The organism is Amycolatopsis tucumanensis (assembly GCF_021654135.1).
Taxonomy (GTDB): Bacteria; Actinomycetota; Actinomycetes; order Mycobacteriales; family Pseudonocardiaceae; genus Amycolatopsis_E; species Amycolatopsis_E tucumanensis.
Genome location: NZ_JAKGSD010000054.1, coordinates 11,831 through 26,357, shown reverse-complemented (window position 1 = coordinate 26,357; position 14,527 = coordinate 11,831). Strand labels below are relative to the sequence as shown.

The window sequence follows — 14,527 nt, the reverse complement described above, 5'->3', positions numbered from 1 at the left end:
TCCGGCTCACTCGGTGCTCAGGGCGAAGACGGTCGTGGTGTGGTACACCTCTCCGGGCCGCAGCACGGTGCTGGGGAACCCGGGCTGATTGGGCGAATCCGGGAAGTGCTGCGTCTCCAGCGCGAAGCCGTAGCTCTGCCGGTAGGCCTTCCCGCCGGTGCCGACGAGCGTGCCGGTCAGGAAGTTGCCCGAGTAGAACTGGATTCCCGGCTCGGTGGTGTAGACGGTGAGGACGCGGCCGCTCGCCGGGTCCGCGGCACGGGCCGCCGGCGCCAGACGGCCGGCGGAGTTCAGCGCCCAGTTGTGGTCGTAGCCCTGGCCGATCAGCAACTGCGGGTCGTTCTCCGCGATGCGCGCGCCGATCGGCACCGGGCGGCGGAAGTCGAACGGGGTGCCTGCCACCGGGGCCAGCTCACCGGTCGGGATCTGGGTCGCGTCGGTGGGGGTGTAGCGGTCGGCGTCGATGCGCAGGGTCTGGTCGTAGATGTCGCCGGAGGACTCGCCCGCCAGGTTCCAGTACGTGTGGTTGGTCAGGTTCACCACGGTCGGCTTGTCGGTGGTGGCGCGGTAGTCGACGGTGAGCCGGTTGCGGCTGTCCACTGTGTACGTCACGGTCGTGGTCAGCGTGCCGGGGTAGCCCTGGTCGCCGTCGGGGCTGACCAGGCTCAGCCGCAGCCCGGCCTTGCCCGGCTCGCGCACCTCGGTGGCGGACCACACCTTGTCGTCGAACCCGGCGGTGCCGCCGTGCAGGCTGTTGCCGTTGTTGTTGACCGGCACCTGGTACTCGACCCCGTCCAGGGTGAACCGGCCGCCGGCGATCCGGTTGGCGTAGCGGCCGATCAGCGAGCCGAAGTACGGTCCGCCGCCTTCGGCCGGGCTGTTCTTCGCCACGTAGTCGGCCAGGGTGGGGAACCCGAGCACGATGTTCGCGGTGCGCCCGCGCTTGTCCGGCGCCTCCAGCGTCTGGATGGTGCCGCCGTAGGTCAGGATCCGCACCCGCATCCCGTTGCCGCTGGTCAGCGTGTACCGCTCGACGGACTGGCCGCCCACGCTGCCGAACGCTTCCTTCGAGATCGCCGGAGCCGTGGGCCGCGGGGCGGCGGAGGAGGTCACGGCGGGCAACCCTACCGCCGCGGAAAGGATGGTGGCGCACGCGATCGGAACGAGTCTTCGCATGAGGGCACTCCTCGGTCACTGCTGGAGCCGGTACTCGGCGTGCACGAGCTCGAGCAGCTCGGCCACCGAGGTGTCCCGGGACGGTTTGTCGAACGTGATCTCGCCGTGCTGGAGCAGGTTGACCCGGTCGCACACGTCCACGACCTGGCTGTAGTTGTGCGCGATCAGGATGATCGCGAGGTCGCCGCGTTGTTTGAGCTGGGCGAGCAGCCGCAGGATCAGCCCGCCCTCCTTGGCGCCCATCGCGGCCAGCGGCTCGTCGAGCAGCAGCAGCTTGGTGTTGCGGGTGAACACCGAGCGGGCGACCGCGATCGCCTGCCGCTGCCCGCCGGAGAGCTGACCGACCTCGGCGGTCACCGACGGGATGCTGATGCCGATCTCGTCGAGCGCCTCCCGCGCGCGCCGTTTCATCTCCCGCCGCTTCAGGAACGGCAGCGGCCGGTGCACCAGTTCCTTGTTGAGGTGCAGGTTCAGGTACACCGGCAGGTCGTTCACCATCGCCAGGTCCTGGAAGACCGTTTCGATCCCCAGCGACCGGGCGTGCGTCACCGACTTCAGCTGCACCGGCTGCCCCTCGAACAGCAGCCGCCCGCTGTCCGGCTGGTGGAAGCCGGTGAGGATCTTGATCAACGTGGACTTGCCCGCGCCGTTGTCGCCGATCAGGCCCAGGACCTCGCCCGCCGACACGTGCAGGCTGACGTCCGACAGCGCCCGCACCGGCCCGAACCGCTTGCCGATGTGCTCGGCGCGAATCACCTCGGTCACGGCCGCCCCCTCGATCCGAGCCGTTTGCGCATCACCGACACGTACACGTTGAGCAGCGCCGCGACCAGGATCGCGACCCCGAGCACCAGGTAGAACGCGTTGGCGCTGATGCCGGTCAGGTTGAACCCGTCGTAGACGAGCCCGAGCAGCAGCGCGCCGAGGAACGCCCCGACCACCGTGCCGGACCCGCCGAGCAGCGCGGTCCCGCCGATCACCGCCGCCGCCACGGCGTAGAACATCACGTTGAACCCGCCGTTGGTCGGGTCGTAGGAGCCCACCCGGGTGCCCTGCAGGATCCCGGCCAGCCCGGCCAGCGCGCCGACGATCGCGAAGTTGACCACCTTGATCCGGTTCGTGCGGATGCCGGCCTCGGCCGCCCCGACCGGGTTGCCGCCGGTGGCCTGCGTGGCGATGCCGAACCGGGTCGTGGACAGCACCACCTGCATGACCACCACGACCACGACCGCCCACACGAACTCCGACCAGCCCCACGCGCCGAAGACGTCCATCACCCAGCCGTCCGCGGGCGCGCTCACCGGGGAGCCGCCGGAGATGACCAGCGACAGGCCCCACAACAGGAACGCCATGCCGAGGGTGGTGATGAACGAGGACAGGCCGAACACCGTGTGGATCAGCCCGTTCACCATCCCGATGGCTCCGCTGACCACGATCGCCCCGATGACGGCGAGCAGCAGCGGGAAACCGTTGTTGTGGAACAGCACCAGCACGAACGGCGACAGCGTGAACACGAACCCGGCGGAGAGGTCGATCTGCCCGCAGATCAGCACCATCACCTCGCCCGCGGCGACGATCGCCCACGGCGCCACGTACTGGGCGATGGTGTGGTAGTTGTCCGTCGTGGTGAACCCGGGCCCGCTGGTGAGGGCGAAGTAGATCGCCGCGGCGATCGTCACCAGCAGGATGCTCAGCTCCTTGACCCGGATCAGGCCGGGCAGGAACCCGGCGCCGCCACGCGCGCGGGCCGCGGCCGGGCGCTGGTCGGGAAGCGCTTTCGTCATCGCGCCTGCCCGGTCGCGGGCGGCAGCGGGATGGAGGACGGCATCGGCACCAGATCGGCCTTGGCGCCGCCCTCGAACTTGCTGTCCGCGGTCAGGTACGGCCCGACGTTGTCCCTGGTGACGAACGTGAGCCCGGTGTCGGTGAACGGTGGCGTGACCAGCGTGCCCGACACGCGGTAGAGGTAGAGGTAGAGCACGGACAGGAAGCCCTGCAGGTACGCCGACTGGTCGATGGTGAAGTCCAGCGCGCCGGACTGGACGCCCCGCAGGGTGTCGGTCAGCGTGTCGTACCCGCCGGCCCGCACCTGCCCCTGCAGGCCGCGGCTGGTGAACAGCTGCGCGATCGAAGCCGTGCTGCCCGCGTCGACCGCGTACACGCCCTTCGCGTCCCGGTGCCCGTCGTAGGCGGCGGTGATGGCGTTGAGCTCGGCGGCCTGCTCCGCGCCGGTGTTGATCGGCAGCACGGTCACGCCCGGGGCGGCCTGCCGCAGCGCGTCGGTGATGCCGTCCAGCCGCGGCTGCACGTTGTTGCCGCCGGGCTGGGAGATGCCGACCAGGATCAGCCCGGACGTGATGTCCCGCGCGATCCGTTGTCCCATCAGGAAACCGGACTGGTAGAGGTCCTGCCCGACGTAGGTCAGCGGGTGGTTGCCCGCGGCGGTCGCGTTGTAGGCGATCACCGGGATGCCGCGCTCGAAGGCGCGCTTGGTGGGCTCGACGAACGCGTTGTCGTCGGTCAGCGCGATCGCGATGCCGTCGACCCCGCCGTTGATCGCCGTGGAGAACGCGTTGGCCATCTCGGACACGTTGCCGTCGGCGGAGCCGGTCCACTGTGGCTCGGGAATGCCGACCAGCCGGGCCGCGTCGGCCATCCCGGTCCGGGTCGGCACGAAGAACGAGTTGGTCGTGACATGGTTGACGAAGACGAAGCGCCAGTCCGGGGTGTCCGGGAACGCGCCGCCACCGCCCGATTCCGGGCTGTCGCGAACGCCTTGGCAGGCGGCCAGCAGGGCCGAGGCGGCCACGGCTCCGCCGCCAGCCCCCAGGTACTTCAGGGCGCTCCGCCGGGAGGTGAGGCTGATCTGGTCGTCGGTCATGGGGGACCACCCATCCACGTCGTCGGGGAGCTGGGATATCGAACCAAGAACCTGCATGAATGATTGGATGATTCGTCGATACAGTCAACCCCTGTCGTGTGATGGGCACATTGACTTTATGGATCAATGATTTGAGGATTACTCCGTGAGCAGGAGTCAGAGCGGGCCGCTCGGGCGGCACCGCACCCTCCACGGCCAGGTCGTGGAGTGGCTGGGGCGGCGCATCGTGTCCGGCGAGCTCGCCCACGGTAGCCAGCTGCCCAACGAGGCCGACCTGGCGGCCCAGCTGAACGTCAGCCGCGGCGGCGTGCGCGAGGCGGTCAAGGCGCTGGCCGCCAAGGGGCTGGTCGAGCCGCGGCCCCGCCTCGGCACCCGGGTGCTGCCGCGCGAGCAGTGGAACCTGATGGACCGCGAGGTGATCAGCTGGCACGGCCAGCTCTCCGACGCGGCCTTCCTGCGCGACCTGCTCGAGCTGCGGCTGATGGTCGAGCCCGGCGCCGCGCAGCTGGCCGCCGAGCGCGCGACGGACGAGCAGCTCGCCGTGCTGGAAAGTGCTTGCGCCCGGATGGCGGAGGAGGCGGGCCGGGTCGACGCCGACTCGGCCGCGTTCGTCGAGGCCGATCTGGCCTTCCACCTGACCCTGCTGCGCGCGAGCGGCAACCAGCTCGTCGAGCAGCTGGGCCGGCTGCTGGAGGCGAGCCTGCACCACGGCCTGGCGGCCAGCTCGCACGCGCCCGGCGGGGTGGCCGCGACGCTGCCGCTGCACCAGGCGGTGCTCGTGGCGGTCCGCGCCCGCCGCCCGGCCGCGGCCGCGCGGGCGATGCGGAAGCTGATCGAGACCACCACCGACGCGGTGCGGCGGATGACGACCGAGGGGGACTGACGTGGTGTCCACAGTGGACCAGGTGACGGAACCGGTTGCCGCGCACGGTGAAGGCCCGGTGTGGGCGCCGGAGTGGCCGGGCGTGCGCTGGGTGGACATGCTCGCCGGGGACGTGCTCGAACTCGACGGCGACGAGGTCCGCCGCCACCACGTCGGCTCGGTCGCGGCGGCGCTGCGGCCGGGCGCCGCCGGCGGGGTCGTGCTGGCGCTGGAGCGCGGGTTCGCCCTCGCCGACGCCGCGCTCACCGAGGTGCGGCCGCTGGGGGAGGTGTGGACCGGTGCCGGGGTGCGGATGAACGACGGCGGGTGCGATCCGGACGGCCGGTTCTACTGCGGCTCGATGGCCTACGACGAGACCCCGGGCGCGGGCGCCCTGTACCGGCTCGACCCGGACGGCGCCGTCACCACGGTGCTCACCGGCGTCACGATCTCCAACGGCCTCGCCTGGAGCCCGGACGGCGGCACGGCCTACTACGTCGACACGCCCACCGGCCGGATCGACGCCTTCGACTACACCGCCGCGGCCGGGCTCACCCACCGCCGCCCCGTGGTGACGATCCCGGACGGGATCGGCTCGCCGGACGGCCTCACCGTCGACGCGGAGGGCAACATCTGGGTCGCGCTGTGGGGCGGCGGCGCCGTGCACTGCTACACCCCGGCCGGCGAGCAGGTCGCGCGCGCCGAGTTCCCGGTCACGCAGGTCACCGCGTGCGCGTTCGGCGGGCCGGACCTGGCCGAGCTGTACGTCACCACGTCGCGACAGGGCGTCGAGGAGGGCACGCAGCCCGAAGCCGGGGCCCTGTTCCGCCTCCGGCCCGGCGTCCGCGGCCTGCCCGCCCACCGCTATTCCGGCTGCTGAGGACTCCGTACCGGAATACGTACTTTCCCGGTGCCCGGGTTTGGGCGCGACCAGGGAGGGTCACTCTGTCGTGGTTTGCGCACCCGGAGGAGTGACGATGCGAGCGGTCAAGGCGGTGGAGCTGGGCCTGGCGGCCGGGCTCGTGCTGACCAGGACCGCGCTGCGCGCCGCGACCGGCGGCCTGATCGGCCCGACGTCCCGCACCGGGCCGGCCACCCCGGTCACCAGCGGCCGCGGCCGGTCCCGGACCGTCACCGCCGACGACGGCGTCGAACTGCACGCCGAGGTCTTCGGCGACCCGAACGCGCCGGTGACCGTCGTGCTGTGCCACGGCTACGCCCTGTCCGGCGCCAGCTGGTGCTTCCAGATCCCCGAGCTCGCTCGCCACGCCCGCGTCGTGACCTGGGACCAGCGCGGGCACGGCCGCTCCCAGCGCGGCGCGGCCGCGCACGCGACCGTCGACCAGCTCGGCCGCGACCTGCGCGCGGTGCTCGACCAGACCACGCCCTCCGGGCCGGTGGTCCTCGCCGGGCACTCGATGGGCGGCATGACGATCATGGCGCTGGCCGAGCAGGAGCCGGACCTGTTCGGCACCCGCGTCGCCGCCGCCGCGCTGCTCGCCACCAGCGCGGAGCCGGTGTTCGGCGATCTCGGCCTGCCCCGCCACGGCATGCGCGCGCTGCACTGGGTCACCCCGTGGGCGCTGGCGCTGCTGCAGCGGGCCAGCGTCCTGGCCGGCCCGGTGCGCGAGCTGACCGGCGCGGTCGTGCCCCGGCACGCGTTCGCCTCCGACGTCCCGCCGCACGTCGCCGAGTTCCTGGTCGAGCAGATCGGGCAGACGCCGCTGGACGTGCTGGCCGACTTCTTCCCGCAGTTCCGGGTGCACGACAAGACCGCCGCGCTGGCCGCGCTGAACCGGGTCGACTGCCTCGTCCTGGCCGGCTCGCACGACGTGGTCACGCCGCCGGAGAACAGCGAGGCGATCGCGCGCGCGGTGCCCGGCGCGGACCTGGTGGTCCTGCCCGACGCCGGGCACGCCTTCCCGCTGGAGCACCCGGAGCTGGTCAACGCGCACCTGGTGGCCCTGCTGCGGCGGCAGAGCCGCCGTCGAACCGCCTGATCAGCAGCGGACCCGGCCTAGAATCGTGGCATGCCCGACGTCTCGCGCGGCGCCGGCAACCTGCCCAGCGAGCTCACCAGCTTCGTCGGGCGGCGCCGCGAGCTCGCCGAAACCCGCCGCCTCCTGGCCTCGGCCAGGCTGGTCACGCTGACCGGGGTCGGCGGCGTCGGCAAGACCCGGCTGGCCCTGCGCGCGGCCGCCGACGTGCGCCGGGCCTTCCCCGACGGCGTGTGGTTCGTGCCGCTGGCCGAGCTGCGTGATCCCGCCCTGCTGGCCCACACGATCGCCACCACGCTCGGCCTGACCGACGAGGCCGGCGCCCAGGTGGGCGGGCTCGCCGAGTACCTCGAGGACCAGCGCGTGCTGCTGGTGCTGGACAACTGCGAGCACGTGCTGGACGCGTGCGCGGTGCTGGTCGCCAAGCTGCTGTCGGCCACCGCGTCGGTGCGGGTCCTGGCCACCAGCCGTCAGCTGCTGCGCGCCGACGGCGAACAGGTCCTCGTCGTGCCGCCGCTGCCGGTGCCCTCGGAAGGGGAGCCCGCGGTCGAGGCGGTGACGTTGTTCGCCGAGCGGGCCGCCGCGGTGGTGCCCGGGTTCACCGTCGACGCGTCCAACCGCGACACCGTCGTCCGCATCTGCCGCCGCCTGGACGGCATCCCGCTCGCGCTGGAACTGGCCGCGGTCCGGCTGCGCGTGCTCTCGGTCGACCAGCTGCTGCAGCGCCTGGACGACCGGTTCCGGCTGCTCACCGACGGCAGCCGCACCGCGCCGGACCGCCAGCAGACGCTGGAGGCGGCGATCGCGTGGAGCTACGACCTGTGCAGCCGCGCCGAGCAGGCCGTGTGGTCGGCGGTGTCGGTGTTCGCCGGCGGGTTCGACCTGGAGGCCGCCGAGGCGGTGTGCGCCGCGGTCGGGATCGGCCAGGACGAGGTGCTCGACCTGATCGCCGCCATGGTGGACAAGTCCATCCTGGTCCGCCGGGACGGCACCTTCGGGCGGGCGGCGTGGTACGGGATGCTGGAGACCGTCCGCGAGTACGGGCACGTCCAGCTCGTGCGCTCCGGCCGCTCGAACGCCGTGCGGGGCCGCCAGGTCGAGCACTGCGCCCGCCTGGCCCGCCGCTACCGCGCGGAGAGCTTCGGCCCGCACCAGCTGGACTGGGTCGGCCGGATGCGGCGCGAGCAGCCCAACATCCGCGTCGCGCTGGAGCACTGCCTCGCCGGCGGCCCGGAGGGGGCCTGCCGCGCGGCCGAGATCACCGGGCCGCTGTGGGACTACTGGTTCGCCGGCGGCTACGTCCGCGAGGGCTACCGCTGGCTGCGGGCGTCGCTGGCCCAGGAGGTCGCCCGCGACACCCCGGCCCACGCCCGTGCCCTGCAGGGCGCCGCGTTCGTGGCGGCGCAGATCGGCGACGAGGAACCGGCCCGCGCGATGCTCGCCGAGCTGCGTGAGCTGGCCGAGGCGCTGGACGACGACAACCTGCGTGCCGGCTGGGCCCAGTGCGCCGGCATGGGCTCGATGTTCCTGGGCAGGCTCGACCGCGGCCGCGAGCTGATGGAGCAGGCCCTGGACGGGTTCCTGTGCACCGGCGACGAGATGCAGGCGTGCAACACGCGGATCCTGCTGGCCGCGGCGCTGTTCTTCCTCGACGACCCCGAGGGCCTCGCGGTGGCCGAGGCGGCGCTCGCGCAGTGCGAGGAACACCAGGCCGACTGGTCCCGGGCGTACGCGCTGTGGGCGGTGGCGATCAACACCTGGCGGCGGGGCGACCACCGCCGCGCCTCGGCCCTGCTGCTCGAGGCCATCGCGATGCGGCAGCCCGACCGCACCCAGCTGGCCTTCACGCTGACCGCGCTGGCCTGGTGCGCGGGCGCGGCGGGGGAGCACGAGCGCGCGGCCGGGTTGCTCGGCGCGTCCAGCGCGGTGTGGCGGATCAGCGGCGCCGGCGTCGCCGAGACCGGTCCGTACCGGCAGTTCGACGAGGAGTGCGAAGCGCGGGCCCGCGAGGCGCTCGGCGACGACGGCTACACCCGCGCGTTCGCCGCGACCAGGGGGTTCGACGTCGACGAGGCGATCGCGTACGCGCTGGCGGAGAAGCCGGGCGGGCCGCGCGCGCCGCGCCGGAGCAGGCAGAGCAGCCCGGGCGGGCTGACCCGGCGCGAGCGCGAGATCGCCGAGCTGGTCGCCGACGGCCTGAGCAACAAGCAGATCGCGGGCAGGCTGGTCATCGCGCAGCGCACCGCGGAGACCCACGTGGAGAACATCCTGACCAAGCTCGGCTTCACCTCGCGCGCGCAGATCGCCGCGTGGCTGGCCGAGCAGCGCGCCGCACCGGAGGACGATACGTAGCCCGTTCTACGTACCCAGATGCGTAGGACTCCCGGTTCCCCGGCCCCGCTGCCCAGGCACTCTGGTATTCGCGACCGGAGCCGAGAACACCGGAGGGGTGGTCATGAAGGTCGATTCGCCGCCGCAGCCCTGCTCGCGGTGCCACCGCCAGGTGGTGCTCGCCGGGTACAGCTGGGGACGGCAGTGGGTACACCTGGGCACGTGGCGGCCGCAGTGCGGTCCACCGTCCTGGGCGCTCGCCCGCTCGGCCGGGACCACCTCGACGGCTTCCTGACCCCGGTCCGGTCCACAAGTCCAGCCGTCCGGCGCCGCCCTCCCCCTCGCGTGCCGGCCGGTCGAGCGCGGCGGGTCGTGCCCAGCCTGCCCGCGAACTCCGGCACCCCGCCGCGCTCACTCCAACCGAACACGGAGAACCGCCCCGCTCCCCGGGGCGGTTCTTCGCGTGACAAGAAGTTCACCGTCCGCGGCCCGGATTTCACAGCAAACTGTCAGATTTCTCGTGGATCCTGGTGTTAGCTGGATCGAGTGATCTTCGAGGGGGAACCGGGGTGCTGCGCAAACGGGGAGTGACTGCCGCGCCCGCGCGCGGTCACCGCTGGCGCCCGGTCGCGTACACGGCCGTCGGGCTGGCGTCGCTGCTCGTGCTCGGCGGCACCGGGTTCGCCTGGACCCAGCTGTCCCGCCTGGACACCGGGCTGGCCACCGCCGACGTGATCGCGCCGTCCGCGCAGGTCCCGGCCGGGCGGGCGAGCCTGTCGGTGGACCAGAACATCCTGCTGGTCGGCCTCGACTCGCGCACCGACGTGCAGGGCAACCCGCTGCCGCAGGAGGTGCTCGACCAGCTGCACGCCGGGGACGCATCGGACGGCGGCGACACCACCGACACGATGATCGTGGTGCACATCCCGGCGGGCGGCGGTTCCGCGTCGGCGATCTCGATCCCGCGCGACTCCTACGTCCAGATCGCGGGCGGCTACGGCAAGCACAAGATCAACTCCGCGTACACCTACGGCAAGCAGGCGGCGCTGGACACGTTGCGCGAGCAGGGCCTGACCGGAGCGGCGCTGGAGCGCGCGGCGTCGGCGGCCGGCGCCAGGACCGCGATCGAAACGGTCGAGGACTTCACCGGACTGACGATCAACCACTACGCGGCGGTCAACCTGGCCGGGTTCTACACGCTGAGCAACGCCGTCGGCGGCGTGCCGGTGTGCCTGAAGCAGGCGGTGCACGACAGCTACTCGGGGGCGAACTTCCCGGCGGGGGAGCAGACCCTGTCCGGGGCGCAGGCGCTGGCGTTCGTCCGGCAGCGGCACGGGCTCCCCAGCGGCGACCTGGACCGCATCGCGCGCCAGCAGGCGTTCCTGTCCGGGATGGCCCAGGTGGTGCTCGGCGCCGGGACGCTCACCAACCCGGTCAAGCTGTCCGGGCTGATCGGCGCGGTGCAGCAGTCGGTGGTCATCGACCAGGGCTGGGACGTGCTGACCTTCGCCGAGCAGATGCACAACCTGACCTCGGGGTCGATCACGTTCGCCACCATCCCGGTGCAGAGTCTGAGCCTGCAGACCCCCTACGACGGCGACGCGGTGAAGGTCGACCCGGTGCAGGTGCGCGACTTCATCACCGCCCTGCTGGGCGGGCCGGCGTCCGCCACGCGGGACGGCAGCACCTCCACGACGCCGACGACCGCGGCGAAGCAGGCCGCGGAAACGGCAGGCGCCACCACGACCACCCCGTCCACGCTCGCGCCGGAAACCGCCAGCACGGATCTGTCGGGCTGCGTGAACTGAGGTGACGGGCGACCCGCACATCCACGTCGAGCGGGGCGTCGCGCACGCCGGTTCCGCGGTCCGCGGCCTGGTCGCGTCGACGTTCGGCCTCGTCGCGGACGCGCCGGTGGAAGTCACCACCGGGTGCGGCGCCCGCGTGCCTTACGCGATGACCTCCACACGCCCGGAAAGCGTCACCTGCCTGGCCTGCCGCGAGCACGCCCGGCGGGAGCACCTGCGGCTCGCCGACCAGGTCGAACTCCTCGGCCGGGCACCGGGCGCGCCGGTGTCCGCGGCGGACGCGGAACGCGCCGCGCGCGGGCTGCGCGACCTCGCGAAGCGCTACTCCGAATAGTCCGGACGGACGGGGCCGGCCGGGTGAGACATTCTCCAACCCTACTTCCGGCGGGTGTGAAGTTGTCGTGACCCGCAGCAGACTGCGCGTGTCCCCATCGGCAGCGAAGGAAGGCACCCATGAAGCGACCACCCCTCGTCCGGACGATCGGCCTCACCGCGCTGGCCGTCGGCTCGGTTCTCGCCGCCACGGTGAACTCCGCCGGAGCCGTGCCCGCCTCGCCGCTCCTCGACGCGGTGCAGCGGGACCTCGGGCTCACCGCCGAGCAGGCCGGCGCCCGCCTCGCCCAGGAGGCCGCGGCCGCGAACGTCGCCCCCGCCGCCGAGGCCGCGGCCGGTCCCGCGTTCGGCGGCGCCTGGTACGACGCCACGTCCGGCAAGCTGGTCGTCGGCATCACCGACGCCGCCCGCGCGGACGCCGTCGAGGCCACCGGCGCCGACACCGCGCTGGTCGCCCACACCGAATCGGCGCTGGACGCGGCCAAGGCGAGCCTCGACACCCTCACGGCCCCGCGCGAGGTCACCGGCTGGTACGTCGACGAGCGGGCCAACCGCGTGGTGGTGACCGTCGTGCGCGGCGCGCAGGGCGCCGAGGTGCAGGGCTTCCTCGACCGGGCCCGCGCCGCCGGTCCCGTCCAGGTCGAGGAGACCACCGACGTGCCGCGGCTGTTCGCCGGGAACATCGTCGGCGGCGACGCCTACTACATCAACGGATCCGCCCGCTGCTCCATCGGATTCTCGGTGCGGGGCGGGTTCGTGTCGGCAGGCCACTGCGGCGGCGCGGGCGACTCGGTGAGCGCGCCGGACGGCTCGGCGATGGGCACGTTCCAGGGTTCTTCGTTCCCCGGCAACGACTACAGCTACGTCCGCACCACCTCGTCCTGGACGCCCACGCCCGTCGTGGACGGTTACGGCAACGGGAACGTGACGGTCACCGGGCACACCGCGGCCCCGGTCGGCTCGTCGGTGTGCCGCTCCGGTTCCACGACCGGCTGGCATTGCGGCACCATCCAGGCCACCAACCAGACCGTCAACTACGCCGAGGGTTCCGTCTCCGGCCTGACCAGGACCACCGCGTGCGCGGAGCCGGGCGACTCGGGCGGTTCGTGGGTCAGCGGCAGCCAGGCGCAGGGCGTGACCTCCGGCGGGTCCGGCAACTGCAGCAGCGGCGGGACGACCTACTTCCAGCCCGTCAACGAGATCCTGTCCGCCTACGGGCTCACGCTCGTCACCGGCTGACCGGCACGACCCGCAGCCCCCGTCCGGCCGGGCGGGGGCTGTGTGGTGTCCGTGCTCAGGTGGTGGCCGGCGCCCAGGCACGCTCGAGCGCGGCGGCGCGTGCCCGGCGCTTCAGGCCGGCGAGGCTGTGCTTGGCGGGGATCAGCAGCGCGGTCAGCCAGGTGCGCCGGTACTCCTCCAGCGCCAGCGCCACGGGGCGATGCATGACGCAGTGCACCAGACCCGGCGTGCCGAGCCGGTGCCTTCCGGTGTGCTTGCTCTGCGTCATCGTTCCTCCGTGCGGGCGACCTTTCCCGCCGCGCACCGTACGCAACGAGAGGCCCGAAGCGTAGTAGCGCGGCGGCGTGTCACCGATCTCGTTCCGGTCACAGACCGATCAGGGAGTAAAGAACACCCGATCGTGGCGTCTGGTCTAATGCGAACCATGCTGCGGGTGGGGTTGTCCGGTGGGATCGGTGCGGGGAAGTCGACTGTCGCGGCGCGACTCGTGGAGCACGGCGCCGTGCACGTGGACGCCGACGCGATCGCCCGCGAGGTCGTGGAACCGGGCACCGAGGGGCTGGCGAAGGTCGTGGAGGCCTTCGGCGCGGACGTCCTGGGCGCGGACGGCCGGCTGAACCGCCCCGCGCTGGCGGCGAAGGCGTTCGCGGACGAGGACTCGCGCCGTCGGCTGAACGGGATCCTGCACCCCCTGATCGGGGCCCGCACCGCCGAGCGGATGGCCGAGGTGCCGCCGGACGGGATCGTGCTGCACGACGTGCCGCTGCTGGTCGAGGGCGGGTACGCGCCGAACTACCACCTCGTGGTGATCGTGGACGCCCCCGAGGAGACGCGGGTGCGGCGGCTGACCGAGCTGCGCGGGATGTCCGAGGCGGACGCCCGCGCCCGGATCAAGGCGCAGGCCAGCGACGAGCAGCGGCGCGCGGTGGCCGACGTGTGGCTGGACAACTCGGGCGCGGCGGAGGACGTGCTGTCCGAGGTGGACCGGTTGTGGCGCGAGCGGCTGGTGCCGTTCGAGGAGAACGTCCGGTTGCGCCGCCCGCGCCCGCCGATGCCGCCGAAGGTGGTGCCCTACGACGGGACGTGGCCGGCGCAGGCCGCCCGGGCGCTGGCCCGGTTGCGGCTGCTGACCGCGGGGCGCGCGTTGCGGGTGGACCACATCGGGTCCACGTCAGTGCCCGGGCTGCCCGCGAAGGACGTGCTGGACCTGCAGGTGACCGTCTCGACGCTCGCGCAGGCCGACGAGTTCGCCGACGTCCTGTCCGACGCCGGTTTCCTGCGCGCCGAAGGCGAGTGGTGGGACGACCCCCAGGGCGGCGGCGAGCGCTGGGAGAAGCGGTTCCACTACGGCGCCGACCCGGCGCGGCCGGTCAACGTGCACGTGCGCAGCACGGCCACCCCGGCCTGGCGGCTGGCGCTGTTGTTCGCCGCGTGGCTGCGGGCGAACCCGGACGAGCGCGACGCGTACGCCGAGGTGAAGGCAGCGCTGGCAAAGGCGCACGCGAGCGACGCGAGCGTGGACGCCTACGCCGAGGCCAAGCAGAGCTGGGTCAACGAGGGCTTCCAGCGAGCCGAGGAGTGGGCTGAGCGCACGGGCTGGTCCACCTGACGCGCGCCTGGTCTGCCTGAAGCGCCCGCGCTGAGCTCGGCGGCGGGATCCCCGCTGATTCACCGCACCGGACCGGCGGAGGCGGGCCAGCCCAGCACGGGCCGGCCCGGCCGGCTGATGACTCCCAGCCGCGCCGCCCCGCGGCGGCCCTCCACTGCTCCGTGACGGTCGGCGCGCCCCCGCGCCCGCGCCGCCGCAACGGCGGCCTGGCTCGCCCCGGCTCGGCCCGCCTCGCCGGCGGCCCGCCTGGCCTCCAGATACTCCGCGTCGGCTGGCTTGCCCTGCGCCGCC

At 73.0% G+C, this 14,527-nt stretch carries 14 protein-coding genes; 9 read left to right on the top strand and 5 right to left on the bottom strand.

The genetic code is table 11. The features are described from left to right. Positions 1-6: 6 nt before the first annotated feature. The 4 genes from L2C96_RS35665 to L2C96_RS35650 are packed head-to-tail and all read right to left on the bottom strand — an operon-like array spanning position 7 to position 4,057. The gene (locus L2C96_RS35665) at positions 7-1,176 is read right to left on the bottom strand and encodes an aldose epimerase family protein (protein WP_237339322.1); all 1,170 of its coding nucleotides are present in this window, start codon (positions 1,174-1,176) and stop codon (positions 7-9) included. 15 nt (positions 1,177-1,191) lie between these two features. After that, positions 1,192-1,941 carry an ATP-binding cassette domain-containing protein gene (locus L2C96_RS35660; protein ID WP_020423325.1) on the bottom strand — a complete coding sequence of 250 codons (750 nt, stop codon included), beginning with the start codon at positions 1,939-1,941 and terminating at the stop codon, positions 1,192-1,194. Further along, complete coding sequence (locus tag L2C96_RS35655) at positions 1,938-2,960, bottom strand: ABC transporter permease (RefSeq protein ID WP_020423326.1); 1,023 nt, start codon at positions 2,958-2,960, stop codon at positions 1,938-1,940. The genes L2C96_RS35660 and L2C96_RS35655 overlap by 4 nt, the downstream gene beginning before the upstream one ends. Beyond that, positions 2,957-4,057 carry a substrate-binding domain-containing protein gene (locus L2C96_RS35650; protein ID WP_020423327.1) on the bottom strand — a complete coding sequence of 367 codons (1,101 nt, stop codon included), beginning with the start codon at positions 4,055-4,057 and terminating at the stop codon, positions 2,957-2,959. The genes L2C96_RS35655 and L2C96_RS35650 overlap by 4 nt, the downstream gene beginning before the upstream one ends. Before the next feature lie 145 nt (positions 4,058-4,202). On the opposite strand from L2C96_RS35650, the gene L2C96_RS35645 reads away from it, so the two are divergent. The 8 genes from L2C96_RS35645 (at position 4,203) to L2C96_RS35610 (ending at position 12,627) form a co-directional block, all read left to right on the top strand. After that, complete coding sequence (locus L2C96_RS35645) at positions 4,203-4,940, top strand: FadR/GntR family transcriptional regulator (protein WP_020423328.1); 738 nt, start codon at positions 4,203-4,205, stop codon at positions 4,938-4,940. Between the two features lie 13 nt (positions 4,941-4,953). Then, on the top strand, positions 4,954-5,799 hold the full coding sequence (locus L2C96_RS35640) for an SMP-30/gluconolactonase/LRE family protein (RefSeq protein WP_020423329.1): 846 nt from the start codon (positions 4,954-4,956) through the stop codon (positions 5,797-5,799). 97 nt (positions 5,800-5,896) lie between these two features. Further along, positions 5,897-6,919: an alpha/beta fold hydrolase gene (locus L2C96_RS35635; protein ID WP_020423330.1), complete on the top strand. Its 1,023-nt coding sequence runs from the start codon at positions 5,897-5,899 to the stop codon at positions 6,917-6,919. Positions 6,920-6,949: 30 nt separating this feature from the next. Beyond that, the gene (locus L2C96_RS35630; protein ID WP_237339321.1) at positions 6,950-9,268 is read left to right on the top strand and encodes an ATP-binding protein; all 2,319 of its coding nucleotides are present in this window, start codon (positions 6,950-6,952) and stop codon (positions 9,266-9,268) included. 103 nt (positions 9,269-9,371) lie between these two features. Continuing rightward, on the top strand, positions 9,372-9,542 hold the full coding sequence (locus L2C96_RS35625; RefSeq protein WP_157358865.1) for a hypothetical protein: 171 nt from the start codon (positions 9,372-9,374) through the stop codon (positions 9,540-9,542). A 292-nt stretch (positions 9,543-9,834) separates the two neighbouring features. Continuing rightward, positions 9,835-11,055, top strand: a complete 1,221-nt coding sequence (locus tag L2C96_RS35620; protein WP_237339341.1) for an LCP family protein — start codon at positions 9,835-9,837, stop codon at positions 11,053-11,055. Between the two features lies 1 nt (position 11,056). Further along, positions 11,057-11,389 carry a hypothetical protein gene (locus L2C96_RS35615; protein WP_237339320.1) on the top strand — a complete coding sequence of 111 codons (333 nt, stop codon included), beginning with the start codon at positions 11,057-11,059 and terminating at the stop codon, positions 11,387-11,389. A gap of 119 nt (positions 11,390-11,508) precedes the next feature. Next, on the top strand, positions 11,509-12,627 hold the full coding sequence (locus L2C96_RS35610) for a S1 family peptidase (protein WP_237339319.1): 1,119 nt from the start codon (positions 11,509-11,511) through the stop codon (positions 12,625-12,627). A 55-nt stretch (positions 12,628-12,682) separates the two neighbouring features. Here the strand turns inward: L2C96_RS35610 and L2C96_RS35605 are convergent, their stop codons facing one another. After that, positions 12,683-12,895, bottom strand: coding sequence for a hypothetical protein (locus tag L2C96_RS35605; protein WP_017981917.1), 213 nt, complete (start codon positions 12,893-12,895; stop codon positions 12,683-12,685). Between the two features lie 156 nt (positions 12,896-13,051). Here L2C96_RS35605 and coaE point away from each other — a divergent pair, with 156 nt between their 5' ends. Continuing rightward, positions 13,052-14,236, top strand: coding sequence for a dephospho-CoA kinase (coaE, locus tag L2C96_RS35600; RefSeq protein WP_237339318.1), 1,185 nt, complete (start codon positions 13,052-13,054; stop codon positions 14,234-14,236). Positions 14,237-14,527 lie beyond the last annotated feature (291 nt).